Source organism: Ruegeria sp. AL3 (assembly GCF_056536065.1).
Window position 1 is genome coordinate 3,212,280 of the sequence record NZ_JBQFJG010000001.1, and the last position, 17,412, is coordinate 3,229,691.

The 17,412-nt window shown below is 60.0% G+C and carries 14 protein-coding genes and 7 pseudogenes; 1 reads left to right on the top strand and 20 read right to left on the bottom strand.

Annotated features, from left to right (window positions below; all coding sequences use genetic code 11):
• Window positions 1-2: 2 nt before the first annotated feature.
• From ACR3E6_RS16275 to ACR3E6_RS16355, 17 genes and pseudogenes are all read right to left on the bottom strand, one after another.
• Window positions 3-407 carry a DUF5333 domain-containing protein gene (locus ACR3E6_RS16275; protein WP_171631156.1) on the bottom strand — a complete coding sequence of 135 codons (405 nt, stop codon included), beginning with the start codon at window positions 405-407 and terminating at the stop codon, window positions 3-5.
• A 98-nt stretch (window positions 408-505) separates the two neighbouring features.
• Entirely contained in the window at window positions 506-856 is a 351-nt protein-coding gene (locus ACR3E6_RS16280) for a hypothetical protein (RefSeq protein WP_171631153.1), read from the bottom strand.
• A 37-nt stretch (window positions 857-893) separates the two neighbouring features.
• The gene (locus tag ACR3E6_RS16285; protein WP_210092583.1) at window positions 894-1,310 is read right to left on the bottom strand and encodes an MAPEG family protein; all 417 of its coding nucleotides are present in this window, start codon (window positions 1,308-1,310) and stop codon (window positions 894-896) included.
• Between the two features lie 5 nt (window positions 1,311-1,315).
• Window positions 1,316-2,614, bottom strand: coding sequence for an NADH-quinone oxidoreductase subunit NuoF (gene nuoF / locus ACR3E6_RS16290; protein WP_209832595.1), 1,299 nt, complete (start codon window positions 2,612-2,614; stop codon window positions 1,316-1,318).
• A gap of 12 nt (window positions 2,615-2,626) precedes the next feature.
• Window positions 2,627-2,848, bottom strand: a complete 222-nt coding sequence (locus tag ACR3E6_RS16295; protein WP_480485197.1) for a DUF5337 domain-containing protein — start codon at window positions 2,846-2,848, stop codon at window positions 2,627-2,629.
• A 30-nt stretch (window positions 2,849-2,878) separates the two neighbouring features.
• Entirely contained in the window at window positions 2,879-4,036 is a 1,158-nt protein-coding gene (locus ACR3E6_RS16300) for an NADH-quinone oxidoreductase subunit E (RefSeq protein ID WP_480488060.1), read from the bottom strand.
• Entirely contained in the window at window positions 4,036-4,308 is a 273-nt protein-coding gene (locus ACR3E6_RS16305; RefSeq protein ID WP_480488062.1) for a hypothetical protein, read from the bottom strand. Before ACR3E6_RS16305 ends, ACR3E6_RS16300 begins: the two co-directional genes overlap by 1 nt.
• Window positions 4,309-4,507: 199 nt before the next feature.
• Window positions 4,508-5,731, bottom strand: a complete 1,224-nt coding sequence (locus ACR3E6_RS16310) for an NADH-quinone oxidoreductase subunit D (protein ID WP_480488064.1) — start codon at window positions 5,729-5,731, stop codon at window positions 4,508-4,510.
• 318 nt (window positions 5,732-6,049) lie between these two features.
• Window positions 6,050-6,631, bottom strand: a pseudogene (locus ACR3E6_RS16315) (NADH-quinone oxidoreductase subunit C); the annotation flags it as partial.
• Window positions 6,632-6,642: 11 nt separating this feature from the next.
• The gene (locus tag ACR3E6_RS16320) at window positions 6,643-7,176 is read right to left on the bottom strand and encodes a NuoB/complex I 20 kDa subunit family protein (RefSeq protein WP_010442777.1); all 534 of its coding nucleotides are present in this window, start codon (window positions 7,174-7,176) and stop codon (window positions 6,643-6,645) included.
• Complete coding sequence (locus ACR3E6_RS16325) at window positions 7,167-7,532, bottom strand: NADH-quinone oxidoreductase subunit A (protein ID WP_050602775.1); 366 nt, start codon at window positions 7,530-7,532, stop codon at window positions 7,167-7,169. Before ACR3E6_RS16325 ends, ACR3E6_RS16320 begins: the two co-directional genes overlap by 10 nt.
• Before the next feature lie 194 nt (window positions 7,533-7,726).
• Window positions 7,727-8,505: pseudogene (locus ACR3E6_RS16330) on the bottom strand (crotonase/enoyl-CoA hydratase family protein).
• 1 nt (window position 8,506) lies between these two features.
• Window positions 8,507-9,357 (bottom strand): annotated as a pseudogene (locus tag ACR3E6_RS16335) (hydroxymethylglutaryl-CoA lyase).
• Window positions 9,358-9,435: 78 nt separating this feature from the next.
• Window positions 9,436-11,368: pseudogene (locus ACR3E6_RS16340) on the bottom strand (acetyl/propionyl/methylcrotonyl-CoA carboxylase subunit alpha).
• A gap of 5 nt (window positions 11,369-11,373) precedes the next feature.
• Window positions 11,374-11,799 (bottom strand): ASCH domain-containing protein, encoded by a 426-nt coding sequence (locus ACR3E6_RS16345; protein WP_480485206.1) that lies wholly within the window; start codon window positions 11,797-11,799, stop codon window positions 11,374-11,376.
• Between the two features lies 1 nt (window position 11,800).
• A pseudogene (locus ACR3E6_RS16350) lies at window positions 11,801-13,402 on the bottom strand (carboxyl transferase domain-containing protein).
• A gap of 361 nt (window positions 13,403-13,763) precedes the next feature.
• A pseudogene (locus tag ACR3E6_RS16355) lies at window positions 13,764-15,292 on the bottom strand (AMP-binding protein).
• Window positions 15,293-15,428: 136 nt separating this feature from the next.
• On the opposite strand from ACR3E6_RS16355, the gene ACR3E6_RS16360 reads away from it, so the two are divergent.
• Window positions 15,429-16,031: an OmpW/AlkL family protein gene (locus tag ACR3E6_RS16360; RefSeq protein ID WP_171227945.1), complete on the top strand. Its 603-nt coding sequence runs from the start codon at window positions 15,429-15,431 to the stop codon at window positions 16,029-16,031.
• 52 nt (window positions 16,032-16,083) lie between these two features.
• On the opposite strand, the gene ACR3E6_RS16365 is transcribed toward ACR3E6_RS16360, so the two are convergent.
• From ACR3E6_RS16365 to ACR3E6_RS16375, 3 genes and pseudogenes are all read right to left on the bottom strand, one after another.
• A complete protein-coding gene (locus ACR3E6_RS16365) occupies window positions 16,084-16,623 on the bottom strand; it encodes an acyl-CoA dehydrogenase family protein (protein ID WP_480488065.1) in 540 nt (179 codons plus the stop codon).
• Window positions 16,596-16,859: an acyl-CoA dehydrogenase family protein gene (locus ACR3E6_RS16370; protein WP_480488066.1), complete on the bottom strand. Its 264-nt coding sequence runs from the start codon at window positions 16,857-16,859 to the stop codon at window positions 16,596-16,598. Before ACR3E6_RS16370 ends, ACR3E6_RS16365 begins: the two co-directional genes overlap by 28 nt.
• Window positions 16,820-17,243: pseudogene (locus ACR3E6_RS16375) on the bottom strand (acyl-CoA dehydrogenase family protein). The gene ACR3E6_RS16370 and the pseudogene ACR3E6_RS16375 overlap by 40 nt, the downstream one beginning before the upstream one ends.
• Window positions 17,244-17,412: the final 169 nt, after the last annotated feature.

Sequence of the window (17,412 nt, forward strand, 5' to 3'; positions counted from 1 at the left end):
TTTCAATTCGCCCTCAAATAAACGCCAATGGCGCTGTTTCTTTGGATTTCCTTCTGCCCCAGAGTGCAGAATGTGTTGGGGTTGTCATAGGTCACGCCATTCGAAGCCAGATACGCCTCGCCCTTGGCGCGCATCCGGTCTTTTTCAGCATCCGATTCGACGTAAGTGCGGATTTCGGTGTCCGAATACCCCAGTTTGTTCGCCTTGGAGCGCAGCCCCCACATCACACTGATCGCTTTCAATCGACGCCCGCTGATCGAGGGGCAATATTCCGAAATTTCATTTGCGATCGCGATGTAATAGAGTTCGTCGTCGATCTCTTTGACATCCCTCAAGGGCGGCTTCGCATTTGCAACGGCAGGCAATGTGACCAAGGTAGCCAGCGCAAGTGTTTTGGCAATAGACATGGATTTTCCCTTCGTTTTGGACGCACCAAAACGAACCGGTCCGGTCTTGCTAGGCAATAGCGGCCGGCAATCCGTGTCGTGATATGCAAAACCGCGCGTCATGGCCGTTGGCATTTTCCCGCAAAGGTCAATTGATCATCACTGATGCGCAGGTTTTGCGGTTCGGTGTCCGGCCCCACTTTCCAATCGATCCGCGAAGACCCGAAATTCTGCACGCAAAACTTGGTTCCTTCATGACGGCCGGCCTCACGTGCGCCGTCCAGCGATGCGGACGCACCCTTTACCACAACGGTAAAGTCCGTTGGCGATGCTTTCTTGTCGACCGCCTTCGCCTTTGCCTTGAACGCTTTTCCATCGAACAGAATACGATCTTCCGACGGCTTGATGATGCCGCAGGCGGACACGCTTGCCAGTGCCAGCAGGACTACAAGGGTTCTTGAGGCCTTCATACTATCCCTCTTCGTGTTCTCATCTGCCGGGACGCCATCAGAAAGCCGCCACCAATGCCATAAGCCCAATCACAAACATGCAGGCCCAGCCCAATACATACAGCACGGACCGAAGGCCACTGTTCGGCTTGCCTATGCCTTTGATGTGCACCACCAGCATCACCAACCGCGCAACCAATGCGACAGACGCCAGCAGATTGACCCAGACCGGGCTGACGCCCAGCAATACCGCCGCAGTCACAACAGCCACAAACGCCGGAAGCGTTTCCGTTCCGTTCAGATAGGCCCGGTTCAGTCGATAGGCCTGGTCGGAATAGTCCTGCTCAGGGGTCGCCCCAGGCGCGAGGCCTTTGCCCTGCTTGGCCAGCGCTGAAAACGGGGCCAAGAACAGAACCACCAGCGTGAAAAGCACAACCGATGAAATCGCGTGGCTGTATTCTGCAAACATGTCCATCCCGATCACTCCGCCGCCATCGCACCCATACGGCCCGATTTCTGAGCCTTGATGCGGTCTTCGATTTCTTCACGGAAATTCCGGATCAGGCCCTGGATCGGCCAGGCGGCCGCATCGCCGAGCGCGCAGATCGTGTGACCTTCCACCTGTTTGGTCACATCAAACAGCATGTCAATCTCTTCCAGCTCGGCCTCGCCGCGCACCAGGCGGTCCATGACCCGCATCATCCAGCCAGTGCCTTCGCGGCAGGGCGTGCACTGGCCGCAGCTTTCGTGTTTGTAGAATTTTGACAGGCGCCAGATCGCCTTGATGATGTCGGTGGACTTGTCCATCACGATCACCGCCGCCGTTCCAAGCCCCGAGCCGAGATCGTTGCGCAGATAATCGAAATCCATGATCGCGTCGCGCATGTTCTCACCGCGCACACACGGAACCGAGGATCCTCCGGGGATCACGGCCAGCAGATTGTCCCAGCCACCGCGAATGCCGCCGCAATGGGTCTCGATCAGCTCCTCGAAGGAAATTGACATCGCCTCTTCCACGACGCAGGGGTTGTTGACGTGACCCGAGATCGCAAACAGCTTGGTGCCCGCGTTGTTCTGGCGGCCGAAACCTGCGAACCAATCCGCCCCACGGCGCAGGATCGTAGGTACGACGGCGATGGATTCGACGTTGTTCACGGTCGTCGGGCAGCCATACAAACCCGCACCTGCCGGGAACGGCGGCTTCATCCGCGGCATGCCCTTTTTACCTTCGAGGCTTTCAATCAGCGCCGTTTCCTCGCCACAGATATAGGCGCCCGCCCCGTGGTGCAGAAACAGGTCGAAATCCCAGCCCGAGCCCGCGGCATTCTTGCCCAGAAGACCCGCGTCATAGGCCTCGTCAATCGCGGCCTGCAACGCCTCGCGTTCGCGGATGTACTCACCACGCAGGTAGATGTAGCAGGTGTGGGCATTCATGGCGAAAGACGCGATCAGGCAGCCCTCGATCAGCGTATGCGGATCATGGCGCATGATCTCGCGGTCTTTGCAGGTGCCGGGTTCGGATTCGTCCGCGTTGACCACCAGATAGGACGGGCGCCCGTCGCTTTCCTTGGGCATGAACGACCATTTGAGACCGGTCGGGAAACCCGCGCCGCCGCGTCCGCGCAGCCCGGAATCCTTCATCGTCTGGATGATCCAGTCGCGCCCTTTATCAATCAGGCCAGCAGTGCCGTCCCAATGCCCGCGGGCCTGCGCACCTTTCAGCGTGCGTTCATGCATCCCGTAGATGTTGGTAAAGATCCGGTCCTGATCCTTCAGCATCGCGTGTTACCTTCAGCTGTCCTGACGCATGCGCCAGAGTTGAAAAATGTTGACGCCCGCATAGATGAATCCCGCCAGAGCGGCGAAATCAAACAGCAGCGCATGCCGGGTTGTCAAACCCAGCGCGGGGCCAATGAACAGGTTCATCGCAAGCCAGATCAGCATGGTCACGGCGATGACCACCCCGATATGTCGGCCCTTGCGGGCTATGGCCTGTTCCTTGTGCTTGTCCATCTTCCCCCGAAGCCCGGAACGGGCATCCGTCTAGTCTTCGTATGTGCCGTCTTCTTTGGCACGTTTGGCGAATTCGGTTTCCTCACCGGCAGCAAGCTTGGTCGCCTGCTCGATCCAGCCATCGCGTTCGATCCGGCCTTTGAATTTCAATCGCGCATCGACCCAGGCCACATGTTCGGGCGTCCAGGCCGCGATCTGGTCATAGTGATAGAAACCCAGCTCGTTTAGCGTTTCTTCCAGCTTGGGGCCGACGCCTTTCAACAATTTAAGGTCATCCGCCTTGCCGTCACGTGCCGCGGTTAGAGTGTTAGGCTGGGTCTCCTGAACGTCCGGGCCATCCGTCTTTGCTGCAGCGCCCTCGGGAGATGCCGGTTCGGTATGGGTAGATTTTTTGGTTGCACTCTGTTGTGCCGCCGTCTTGCCGGGCTCCGGCTTTTTCGGCGGTTGAGGAGCGGAACCGGAAGCTTCGGCTTTGCCATCCTTACCAAGCCAAGGAGTCAGGATCGGAACTTCGGTTCCGTCGATACGCTTGACCGTGTCCCCAAGCTCTGTCGCCAGTTCAACACTCGCGTTGTATTTCGGCTTGCTGGCTTCATATTCGGACAGGCTGGAAAGCCCTTTCAACGGCTCGGCCGCGTAACGCCCATTCTGAGGACCGGGCGTCGGCACCTTGCCCGCCACCAGATCGTCGAGGATCCTGCCAAAGCTCTCGGCGGTCAGGTCCTCATAGTAATCCTTGCCGATCTGCGCCATCGGCGCATTGGTGCACGATCCCAGGCACTCGACCTCTTCCCAGCTCAGCTTGCCATCGGCAGAAAGTTCATGCGGCTTGGCAGCGATCTTTTCCTTGCAGACCGCGATCAGATCCTCGGCCCCGCAGATCATGCAGGACGTCGTGCCGCAGACCTGAATATGCGCCACAGATCCTACTGGTTGCAGCTGGAACATGAAGTAGAACGAGGCGACCTCGAGCACGCGGATATAGGCCATGCCCAGCATATCCGCGACCGATTCAATCGCCGGACGGCTCAGCCAGCCCTCCTGCTCCTGCGCGCGCCACAGCAGCGGAATGACCGCGCTGGCCTGACGCCCCTCGGGGTATTTGGTAATCTGCGCTTTGGCCCATTGCTGGTTGGCAGCGGTGAAGGCAAAGCTTTCGGGTTGTTCGGGGTGCAGACGGCGCAGCATTAGCAGGCATCTCCGATCACGATGATATAGGGGGCGTTCTGATGCGCGCGACCTTGTTCGACAAGGAAGGCAATCAGATCAGGCGTTTCGGCCTGTGTAAAACCGGCGGGGCGCAATTTTATCTCGGCTTCTTCTTCGACCATACGGCACCCATTCAAACGCACGAAGTCAAATAAGGCGTCGGCACGCCTTGCCGTATCCTCGGGCACAAGTCCATGCGCACCGCAAATCGCAGGCGCAATCTCGAATACGGGACCGTCCAGACCAGCCAACCCCCGTTCGGCCAGGAATTGATCACGGCGCTGACATCCTCGGGGCGCAGGTCACGCGCAGAAAAAGCCTCCTCGGTTTGCGAAATATCCAGCCGACAGCCGTTTTCCCGCATAACCTCCAGCACTTTTGCCGTCGGGTGAGTCGATGCGGCCTGCGCCGGTAGGGCAGCCACGAGGGCCAGAATCAGGGCAAAGCATCTCACCGATCAATCTCCCCAAACACAACGTCCATGGTGCCGATGATGGCGGCGACGTCGGCCAGTTGGTGGCCTTTGGCAACGTGGTCCATGGCTTGCAGGTGCAGGAAACCCGGCGCGCGCAGTTTGGCGCGATAAGGCTTGTTGGTGCCGTCGGCGACCAGATAGACGCCGAACTCGCCCTTGGGGGCCTCGACGGCGGCATAGACCTCACCAGCCGGCACGTGGAAGCCTTCGGTATACAGTTTGAAGTGATGGATCAGGCTTTCCATCGAGGTCTTCATGTCCGAGCGTTTTGGCGGGGTGATCTTGCCGCGCGCCAGAACGTCACCGGGGCACTCGCGGATTTTGGCGATGGCCTGACGGATGATCAGCAGCGACTGGCGCATTTCCGCCATGCGGACAAGGTAGCGGTCATAGCAGTCGCCGTTCTTGCCGACGGGGATCTGGAATTCGAACTCGTCGTAGCACTCGTAGGGCTGCGCGCGACGCAGGTCCCAGGCCAGACCCGATCCACGCACCATCACGCCCGAGAAGCCGTATTTCTGGATGTCATCTTCGGTCACCACGCCGATATCGGCGTTGCGCTGCTTGAAGATGCGGTTTTCGGTCAGCAGCCCGTCAATGTCATCAAGGACGCTTGGGAACTCGTGACTCCAGGCCTCGATATCGTCCAGCAGTTCCGGCGGCAGGTCCTGATGCACACCGCCGGGTCGGAAATAAGCCGCGTGAAGGCGGGCCCCGCAGGCACGCTCATAGAACACCATCAGCTTTTCGCGCTCTTCAAAGCCCCAGAGCGGCGGGGTCAACGCGCCCACATCCATCGCCTGCGTGGTCACGTTCAGCAGGTGGTTGAGGATGCGACCGATCTCGGAATACAGAACCCGGATCAGCGAACCCCTACGCGGTACTTCAACCCCGGTCAGCTTTTCGATGGCCAGACACCAGGCATGTTCCTGGTTCATCGGCGCCACGTAATCCAGACGGTCGAAATAGGGCAGGTTTTGCAGATACGTTCGGCTTTCCATCAGCTTTTCGGTGCCGCGGTGCAGCAGGCCGATATGCGGGTCGCAGCGCTCGACAATCTCGCCGTCCAGTTCAAGCACCAAACGCAGAACCCCGTGCGCCGCAGGGTGTTGCGGGCCGAAGTTAATGTTAAAGTTGCGGATCTTCTGTTCTCCGCTCAGCGCGTCCGTGCTGCCGTCATCGTATCTTGAGCCGTCCATCAACGCCCTCGTTTCTTTTTCGCATCGGCCCGAACCCGAACCTTTTCCGCCTCGGCCGCTTTGGCAGCAGCCCCGGCCAGCAGAACCCCAGCGCCCCCAACGCGATCAGTTCCCCAGACCCATCAGCGGCGCTCCAGCTCTTGCAGTTTAAGCCCGACCCACCACAGCAGGGCGATCGTGCCAAAGGGAACCAGACACAGCAGGCACCAGTATTTGTTGATCCCGAAGAACGGCAATATCTTCACCATCGGAATGATGGTCAGCGCAGACAGGATCAGCCACCAGATGCCACCCATTATTCGGTCTCCTGTTTCTCATCCCCGGCAGAATGTAGTTCGCACCTTCCCATGGGGACATGAAATCAAACTGACGGTACTCCTGCACGAGACTGACCGGCTCGTAGACGACGCGTTTCTGCGCCTCGTCATAGCGGACCTCGGTATAGCCAGTGGTCGGAAAATCCTTGCGCAGCGGATGACCGCGAAAGCCGTAGTCGGTCAGGATGCGGCGCAGATCTGGGTGGCCCGAGAACAGGATGCCGAACATGTCGTACACCTCACGCTCGAACCAGTTGGCCGAGGGGTGAACATCGACGATCGAGGGCACCATGTCATCCTCGCGGATCGACACCCGCAGCCGGATGCGCTGGTTCTGGTACATCGACAGGAAGTGATAGACCACATCGAACCGTTTGGCGCGTTCGGGGTAATCCACACCGGTGATATCCACCAGCGACGAGAATTTGCAGCTCTGGTCGGATTTCAGGAATTCGACGAATTCCACAAGGTTTGACGGCGCCACATCCACGTTCAGTTCGCCATGGGTCACGTCCCATGACAGAACGCAATCAGATCGTTTGATTTCCAGCTGCGCGCCGAGTTCCTTGAGTGCTTCGCTCATCAGCTCTCTCCTCAGCGGACAATTGTGCCGGTACGGCGGATTTTGCGTTGCAACTGCATCAGACCGTAAAGCAGTGCCTCAGCAGTCGGAGGGCATCCGGGCACGTAGATGTCCACCGGAACAACCCGGTCACAGCCACGTACGACGGAATAGGAATAGTGGTAATACCCACCGCCATTCGCGCAAGACCCCATCGAGATCACATAGCGCGGCTCGGGCATCTGGTCATAGACCTTGCGCAGCGCGGGCGCCATCTTGTTGGTCAGGGTTCCGGCCACGATCATCACATCCGACTGACGCGGAGACGCTCGGGGGGCAATGCCAAACCGTTCCGCATCATAACGCGGCATCGAGGTATGCATCATCTCAACTGCGCAGCAGGCCAGACCAAACGTCATCCAGTGCAGCGAGCCGGTACGGGCCCAGTTGATGATGTCTTCGGTCGAGGTCAGCAGGAACCCTTTGTCCTGCAGCTCGGCATTCAGGGCCTGGGTGGCGACTTCTTTGTCGACGCCAGCGGTGTTTGCACCTGTCATCACTCCCATTCCAGCGCCCCTTTCTTCCATTCATAGGCAAAGCCGATGGTCAGAACACCCAGGAACACCATCATGGACCAGAACCCGACATCGCTGATGTCCTTGAAGCCGACGGCCCAGGGAAACAGGAAGGCAATTTCAAGATCGAAGATGATGAACAGAATCGAAACCAGATAGAATCGGACGTCGAATTTCATCCGCGCATCGTCGAAGGCATTGAAACCACATTCATATGCGCTGACCTTTTCGGGGTCGGGATTGCGGACGGCCAGTACGACGGCGGCCAGAATCAAGACGATCCCAAGGCCAACGGCAACGGCCAGAAACACCAGAATCGGGAGGTACTCCCGCAGCAGGTCTTCCACGAATAGCTCCTTTCCTGCGCATGCCCCGATCCGGGTGCGCCGTCAATTGGCGTGTTGACTGGACATTCTCTATCCCCGCGGGGTCAGAGGGTCAACCGAACACAGCCCCCTTCGCGATCAAACCTGCGCTTGACAGCGCGGCATAGAATCGCAGCACCCGCGTTTGGCATTGGCATGGCGGAACCTTGTAAAACCTACTTATTCCATGCAGGTTTTCGTTTTTCAAAAAACGCCGCGATCCCTTCGCGTGCCTCGTGTGTTTCCCACCGCTCGACCAACTCGCCTATGGTCTGATCGATCACGGCATCGTCGATGCGCGGCCCCAAAGCGCGCACCAGCGCCTTGGCAGAGGCAACCGCCCCGGGCGCGCAAGACAAATAGGGGCGAATTTCGTCCTCAACGGCCTCCGAAAGCCGATCTGCCGACACGGTTTTCGCCAGCAGGCCCAGATCAACGGCCTCGGACGCATCGAACAGACGGGCCGACATGAAGACCCGGCGCGCGCGCTTCGCCCATGCGGGCGATGACATAGGGGCCAATTGTTGCGGGATCAGCCCAGGCGCGTTTCGGTCAACCCCATCATCAGACCGTCGACCCCGATCGCGACATCGCACACGGCCGCCATGCCCACCCCGCCCCCAAAGGCATTGCCCTGCAACGCCCCGATCAGAGGCTTTGGCATCGTGTTCAGAGCCTGCAACATCTCGGCCAGTTTGCGCGCCTCGACAAAACGCGTCTTTTTGTCAGCCGCCATCTGGTCCTGCATCCACCCCAGATCACCGCCGGCACAAAACGTCCTGCCCGCCGCGGCCAGAACGACCGCCCGGACCGCGTCATCCTGACCAAGTTGCGATGCGGCGTCGGTCAATTCCGTGATCATCTGCCCCGACATGGCATTGTGTTTTTCCGGCCGGTTCAGGGTGAGCGTCGCGACACCACGCCTATCCGTCGAGATCGTGATCGTTTCAAACATGTCAGCCCCTCAAAGCCCTGGCCATCTGCGCGGCCTCTTCAACAACGTCGATATCCAGGCCAGTTTCGTATCCCAGCCGATGCAAATGTGCCGCAACCTCCTCGGTCGCCACGTTACCGGCCGCACCCGGGGCGTAGGGGCAACCGCCCAACCCTCCCACTGCTGCATCGAACACCCGCACGCCCAGCGCCAATGCCGCATCGATGTTGTCGATCGCGCGCCCGTTGGTGTCATGGAAATGCCCCGCCAGCCGCGTCACTGGAACCCACTCGCGCACTGCCAGAAGCATATGTGCAACCTTGTCCGGAGTTCCCTGCCCTATCGTGTCGCCCAGCGAAACCTCGTAACAGCCCAGCGCGAAAAGCCGATCAGCAACCTCAGCCACTTTTTCGGGCGGCGTCGGACCGTCATATGGGCAATCCGTAACGCATGAGACATAGCCACGAACCGGCAGGTCGATATGGCGCGCCGCCTCCAGAATCGGCGTGAACCGCTCGATCGACTCGGCGATGGAGGCATTGATATTGGCCTTCGAGAATCCTTCGGAGGCCGAGGCGAACACGGCAATCTCGTCCGCCCGGCCGCCAGCGCGTCGCCATAGCCATGCATGTTCGGCGTCAGCGCGGCATAGCGCACCCCATTCGCACGCGTGATCCCCCCCAGCACCTGAGCGGAACCCGCCATCTGCGGCACCCATTTCGGGGACACGAAGCTTGCAACTTCGATCCGGCGAAACCCCGCCCGGCTGAGACAGTCGATCAAGGCGATCTTGTCCGCGACCGGTATTTCGCGTTTTTCGTTTTGCAGCCCGTCGCGCGGCCCGACCTCATAGATTTCGACCAGCTCACCCATGTCCGCCCCCCTTCTGGATTGTCGTCGTTTCAAGCAAATATCGTCTGACCTTGGCACGCCGCGTTGCGCGGGTACAGATCAAGCTTCTTCCTCCAACCTCACCAAGGCAGCCCCGGCTTCGACCTGCGAACCATCCCCGACCAGCACTTCGGCAACGATCCCGTCCCGCGCCGCAAGCAGCGAATGCTCCATCTTCATCGCTTCCAAAATTGCCAGACGATCGCCTTTCTGTACGGTTTGTCCCGCTGTGGCAAAGACGGCTTTGACCAGACCGGGCATAGGCGCCTCGATCACATTGGTGTTGCCGGTCGCGCTGGTATCGCGGTCCAGCGGATCGATGACGTCAAAGCTCTGACCGTAATCGGTGAAAACCGTCAGGGTCCCGTTATGTGCGGCAACGCGAGGCATCGGCGCGCCGTTCAACATCCAGCGCCCGGCGGTGCGTTCCGCAACGACGCGGTTTTCGCCAATCTGCCAAATCTGGCGATCCGGCCCGTCGACCTGCACGTCCAGATCCAGCACGTCGTCACGACGGGACAATTGCACGGCGCGATGCAGCGGCGCCCACAGCGAAAACCCGGTTTCCGGATCGACATCCACCAGGTCCAGTGCCGTCATCGCCGCCGCAACCGCGGTAACATCCGACGGCTCGGCTTCCTGTACCAACGTTTCAAGGTCCCGCCCGATCAGACCCGTATCGACATCGCCCGAGGCAAATCCTTTGTGACGCGTCAACGCGCCCAGAAAGGCCAGATTGGTAACGGTACCCGCAACTTCGGTCTGTTGCAGCACCCGGTTCAACGTCTCAAGTGCAACGGCACGTGTCGAACCATGCACCACCACCTTGGCGATCATGGGGTCGTACCACGGGCTGATCGTGTCCCCGGCGCGAACGCCGCTATCGGCGCGACAATTGGCTGGGAAAACCAGATGAGTCAGCGTTCCCGTCGCGGGCAGGAACCCTTTCGGAACGTCCTCGGCGTAAAGCCGGGCCTCAAACGCATGGCCCGAGATCGCAAGATCATCCTGCTTCTTGGGAAGGCTCGCCTGCGGCCACGCGAAGCTGCCACTCGACCAGATCGATCCCCGTGATGGCCTCTGTCACCGGGTGCTCTACCTGAAGGCGCGTGTTCATTTCCATGAACCAGAACCTGTCGGGGCGCAGCCCGTCAGAGGCATCGACGATGAACTCGACCGTGCCCGCGCCCTTATAGCCGATCGCCTCGGCGGCGCGCACGCCGGCCTGACCCATGGCCTCGCGCATCTCAGACGTCATGCCCGGGGCGGGGGCTTCTTCGATCACCTTCTGATGGCGGCGCTGCAACGAGCAGTCGCGTTCGAACAGATGCACGGCATGAGTACCATCGCCGAACACCTGCACTTCGATATGGCGGGGTTTGGTCACGAATTTTTCGACCAGTACGGCATCATTGCCGAAGGCGGTCCGGGCCTCGCCCCGCGCGCTGTCGAGCGCGGTCGCGAAATCCTCGGGGCGTTCGACTAGGCGCATCCCCTTGCCGCCGCCGCCCGCAACGGCCTTGATCAGAACCGGATAGCCGATCGCATCCGCCGCACCGGCCAGATGCTCGGGGTCCTGATTGTCGCCGTGATAGCCGGGTACGACCGGAACGCCGGCCTTCTCCATCAGAACCTTCGCCGCGTCCTTGAGGCCCATCTTGCGGATCGCATCCGCCGAAGGGCCGATGAACGTCAGCCCCGCCGCCTGCACGGCATCCACGAAACCGGGGTTCTCGGACAGAAAGCCATACCCCGGATGGATCGCCTGTGCACCGGTATCCAGCGCGGCCTGAATGATGACGTCGCCCTTCAAATAGCTGTCCGCCGGGGCGGGGCCGCCAATATGAACCGCCTCGTCCGCCATCTGAACGTGTTTGGCCGCCGCGTCCGCATCGGAATAGACAGCAACGCAGGACACGCCCATGGACTGGGCCGTTTCCATGACGCGGCAGGCGATCTCGCCCCGGTTGGCAATCAGGATTTTGTTGAACATGTCTTTCACCCTTCCACTGCCAGATCTTCGACGAGACGGAACCGTTCGCACACGAGTTTCATCTCAGGATCAAAGCCGCCGTTTCGTTGGAAATAACGGCGATGATCTTCCCGCCATCCTTCAAGCGTTTCATTCTCACCTTCAGCCAAAGCGAATTCCTCGGTCACATCACAATAGCGCTGGATCGAGACACCGACGGTTTCAATGACCAAAGCCGGTGTGTCATCCCAGTTCAGCGCAATATCGCGTCGACCGGGCTTCGGCATTTCAAGGCTGCCGTCCGGATAGTTGCCGAGCGCATCGCAGGTCGCTGTTTTACGGCCAGAACGGACCAAAGCCAGAAGCTCTGCACTCAGCACCGGGTTGTCGCCGAATTTGAAGGTTTGCGCACCTGGATAGCGGGCCATAAGGTCTTTCAAAGTCACGCTCATTTTACATCCTGAACACGCCGAAGCGTGTCTCCTCGATTGGAGCGTTCAGCGCGGCGTTCAACGACAGCGCCAGCACGTCGCGGCTTTTGCGCGGGTCGATGATGCCGTCATCCCACAGTCGCGCCGAGGCATAGAGCGGATGCGACTGTTCCTCGAACATTTCCAGCGTCGGGCGTTTGAACTCGGCCTCTTCTTCGGCGGACCACGTGCCGCCCTGCCGTTCTATCCCGTCGCGTTTGACGGTGGCCAGAACGCCAGCGGCCTGCTCTCCACCCATCACCGAAATCCGCGAGTTCGGCCAGGTCCACAGAAAGCGCGGCTGATAGGCACGACCGGCCATGCCATAGTTCCCGGCCCCGAACGAGCCGCCGACCAGCATCGTGATCTTGGGCACCGACGTCGTGGCCACCGCCGTCACCATCTTGGCCCCATGCCGCGCGATGCCTTCGTTCTCGTATTTGCGACCGACCATGAACCCGGTGATGTTTTGCAGGAACACAAGCGGGATTTTGCGTTGCGAACACAGCTCGACGAAATGGGCACCCTTCTGCGCCGCCTCGGAAAACAGCACGCCGTTGTTGGCGATGATCCCAACCGGGCAGCCTTTGACATGGGCAAACCCCGTGACCAGCGTTTCGCCGAAGCGCGGTTTGAATTCGTCGAACCGAGACCCATCGACCAGACGCGCAATCACTTCACGGATGTCATAGGGCGTGCGCAGATCAGCAGGGACAACGCCCAGGATTTCCTCGGGGTCATAGGCCGGATCTTCGGGGCTGGCCCAGTCCACCGTCTGCGGCTTGCGGCGATTGAGTGACCCAACCGCCCGACGGGCCAAGGCCAGCGCGTGCGCATCATCCTCGGCCAGATAATCGGCCACGCCGGACAGGCGCGTGTGCACATCGCCGCCGCCCAGATCTTCGGCGCTGACGACCTCTCCCGTTGCTGCCTTGACCAGCGGCGGGCCGGCCAGAAAGATCGTGCCCTGTTCCTTGACGATGATCGTCACATCCGACATCGCCGGCACATAGGCGCCACCGGCCGTGCATGACCCCATGACCACGGCGATCTGAGCGATCCCCTTCGCGCTCATCCGCGCCTGATTGTAGAAAATGCGGCCAAAGTGATCGCGGTCGGGAAAGACCTCATCCTGATTGGGCAGGTTCGCGCCACCGCTGTCGACCAGATAGATACAGGGCAGATGGTTTTCCTCGGCAATCTCCTGCGCCCGCAGGTGTTTTTTGACCGTCATCGGATAGTAGGTGCCGCCTTTCACGGTGGCATCATTGCACACAACCATAACCTGCTGCCCCTGCACAAGGCCAATGCCCGCAATCACCCCAGCACAGGGCGCGGCACCGCCATACATCCCATGCGCCGCTGTTGCCCCGATTTCGAGGAACGGAGACCCCGGATCCAGCAGGTTCGCCACCCTTCGGCGGGGAGCATCTTGCCGCGGGATTCATGCCGCGCGCGGATTTCTCGCCGCCCCCATGCGGGCTGCCTCGGCGGCGGCAGATATCTGCGCCAGCGCGTCGAGATGGGCTGCGCGGTTGGCTTTGAAGCCCTCAGAGGCGGGCATAGCTTTGGATGTGAGTTTCATTTGCATACCTCTATTTTCAAAGACCGATTGGCAATTGGAAGAGCTATGAAAACCACAGCAATGCCAAACAATATTGATTTTCCTAATAGTCCAATCGGCACCCAACTTGGGAACAGTGACACGCCGTCGACGCCGAACAAGCCCATCATTCCAAAGGCGAACCAAAAAACGGTCACGAGAGTGCAAGCTATTATTGCGTGGATGAGACCAGAACCGCTCGCGACTCTGAGCTTCTCATTGCATTTTCCACATTCGACGAAAGGTATGTAGCCCTCACTGCCCTTCGCTGTATTTGCGATATTCCACGTGACAGGTGCGTCGCAACAAGGACATCGGAGCCCACTAATTCTATCGAGTACTTTCATTCCCCTACATCTTCCCCCGCCGCCCGCGCCTTCAACTCCTTGCGGATCACCTTCCCGGTCACGGTCATCGGCAGTTCCTCCAGAAATGCCACTTCGCGCGGGTACGAATAATGCGCCAGACGGTCCTTGACCCAACCCTGCAACTCGGCACCCGTGGCCTCGGCCCCGGTTTCAACACCACGTAGGCCTTGACGATCTCGGTCCGCAGCGGGTCGGGCTTGCCGACCACGCCCACGGTGGCCACAGCCGGATGGGTCAGCAGGCAATCCTCGATCTCGGCCGGACCGATGCGGTAACCGGCCGAGGTGATCACGTCATCATCCCGACCGACAAAGCGCAGATAGTCGCCTTCCCACACGCCGCGGTCTCCGGTGATCAGCCAGTCACCCCGGAACTTCTCGGCCGTCGCTTGCGGATTGTTCCAGTATTCCAGCAGCATCGAGGCCGAACCCCGCCGGATGGCAACATCGCCTTCCTCGCTGGTCGGGATGCCATCCTCGTCGATCACCGCGACTTCATGCCCAGGCACCGGCTTTCCGATACAGCCGGGTTGAACAGGGAAATCCTCGGCGCAGGAGGATACGACCATATTGCATTCGGTCTGGCCGTAGAATTCGTTGATCGTCAGACCAAACGCACCGTGGCCCCAGGCCAGCATCTCGGCCCCCAGCGGTTCACCCCCGGACGCAACCGAGCGCAAACCCGGGATCGCCTGATCCGCCGCCTTGAGCATCCGCAGGGCGGTCGGCGGAAAGAACACATTCCGCACCCCGCCCCGCGCAATGATCTCGGCGCAGGCTTCGGGAGTGAACTTTTCAAGCCGTGCCGCGACAACCGGAATGCCCAGCGCAAGGCCCGGCATCAGCACATCGAACAACCCGCCGATCCACGCCCAATCCGCCGGGGTCCACAGGCAGTCTCCTTCGCGCAGGTGATTGTGGCTGATCGAGACACCCGGCACATGCCCGGTCAGAACCCGGTGCCCGTGCAGTGCGCCTTTGGGGCTGCCGGTTGTACCAGAGGTGTAGATCAATACGGCAGGATCCTCGGGCCCTGTCGCGGCATAGGGCAGCGCAGGACCGGCCACGCCAATTTCGGATGCGATCAGAGGTTCAGCCAGATCGCCCAGCAAATCCACCCCTTCAGCATCAGTCAGCACGATCTGAACGCCTGCATCGCCCGCCCGCGACCGCAGCGCATCCCGTTTGAATAACTTGAACAAGGGCACCGAAATCGCGCCGATCTTCCAGATCGCCAGATGAGCTGCCGCACACCAGGGTGACTGGCTCAGCAGCACTCCGACCCGATCACCGGGCCGGACGCGGGCCAGCAGGGCGCGGGCAATCCCATCAGCCATTTGCGCCAGTTGCCCATAGGTTGTCAGCCGCTGCCCTGATCCGGTCAGATCAATAAGCGCCACCTGATCACCCGGATGGTTCAGACATTGCTGCGCCATGTTCAGCCGGTCCGGTATGTCCCAGCCTCCTCCTGAGCGCAAACCCGGTATGCGCTCAGCGTGCAACAACGCGAATTCCCCTTGTTTTCCTGATGCTTCGCGACCTGACCTTGGGCGGACACATCACACAAACTTGATGCAGATCAGAGTGGCCGGACACCGCCTTTGCGAAACCAAGAGCATCAACATAACCAAAGGCAAGAATATGACAAAGAAACTCGCCGCTTTGACACTGTCTACCGCGCTGGTCGCCCTGGCGGCTCCGGCTTTGGCCCAGTCGCAAGGGGACTGGACGCTGGGTATCGGTGTTGGCTATCTGGATCCGAAATCCGACAACGGCACGCTGGCCGGTGCGGCAGCGACGATCGACGCGGACACCCGCCCGATTTTCACCGCCGAATACTTTATTCGCGACAACCTGGGCATTGAGCTTCTGGCGGCGACCCCGTTCAAACACACCGTGGCCCTTGGCGGTACGGACGCGGCCACGGTCAAGCACCTGCCGCCCACCCTGTCGCTGAATTATCACTTCCCGACCAACAGCGCCTGGAAACCCTATGTCGGCGCCGGTCTCAACTATACGATCTTCTTCGACGAGCAATCGCCCCTGGGCAACATCAAGGTCGATGACTCCTTCGGCGTCTCGTTGCAGGCCGGTCTGGATTACATGGTCACCGACAACGGGGCGATCCGCCTGAACGTGCGCTGGTTCGACATTGACTCGGACGTCTCGCTCAACGGCGCCCCCATCGGCACCGCGGAAATCGATCCCTGGCTGGTCGGTGTTTCCTACGTCCATCGGTTCTGATCCCGTTTCCAAAGCGCCCTGCGGTTACCTCGTCCGCAGGGTGTTTTTTCTTTCAGAGCATTTCATTCATCATTTCGCGGCCGATCAGCATCCGGCGAATCTCGCTGGTGCCTGCACCGATCTCCATCAGCTTGGCATCCCGGAAAATCCGGCTGACCGGCGCATCCGACAGGAAGCCCGCCCCGCCCAGCGCCTGAACCGCCTGATGGGCCTGAACCATCGCCTGTTCCGACGCGTAAAGGCAACACGCTGCCGCATCCTGCCGGGTCACGTCACCGCGGTCACACGCCTTGGCGACTTCGTAAACATAGGCCCGCGCCGAGTTCATCGCGGTGTACATGTCGGCAATCTTGCCCTGCATCAACTGAAAGCTGCCGATGGGTTTGCCGAACTGCTTGCGTTCAGCCAGATAAGGCATCACTTCGTCCAGACAGGCGGCCATGATGCCGGTCCCGATGCCTGCCAGCACGACCCGTTCATAATCCAGCCCCGACATGAGCACGGCAACACCCTTGCCCTCTTCGCCCAACACGTTCTCGAACGGAACCTCTACATCTTCAAAGATCAGCTCAGCCGTGTTCGACCCGCGCATACCCAGCTTGTCGAAATGGGGCGAGGTTGAAAACCCTTCATCTCTTTTTCGATCAGAAATGCGGTAATACCCTTTGATCCGGCATCGGGGTCCGTCTTGGCATAAACCACCAGAGTATCCGCATCCGGCCCGTTGGTGATCCAGTATTTGTTGCCGTTCAGACGGTAATGGTCGTTCCGCTTTTCGGCGCGCAGCTTCATCGACACCACATCCGACCCGGCCGAAGGTTCCGACATGGCCAGCGCCCCACATGCTCGCCCGAGATAAGCCTCGGCAGGTACTTTTGCTTCTGTTCTTCATTGCCGTTCAGCTTGATCTGGTTCACGCACAGGTTCGAATGCGCCCCGTATGACAAAGAAACCGAAGCTGAAGCGCGCGACCTCTTCGACGGCGATCGTATGCGCCAGATAAGACATGCCTGCACCGCCGTACTCTTCCGGCACGGTAACACCCAGCAGACCAAGGTCTCCCATCTCTTTCCACAGCTCATTCGGAAAGGCATTGGTGGCGTCGATCTCGGCCGCCATCGGCTTGACTCGCTCCTGCGCCCAGCGATGCACCATCTCGCGCAGGGCATTCACATCCTCACCCAGATCGAATTTCATCGTGGCCATGAACATCTGCGTCTTCCTCCGCTTTAATGAACAAGTGTTCAATAAATCTCTAGCAGCGAATCTGCCGCCGGTCAATCTTTGTGGCAGCGCGTCCGAAACAGAAAACGCCGCCCCGAAAAGGGCGGCGTTTCAAAGATCGAGCGTGCGCCGCAGGCGCACCCGCTTGGTCAAGACT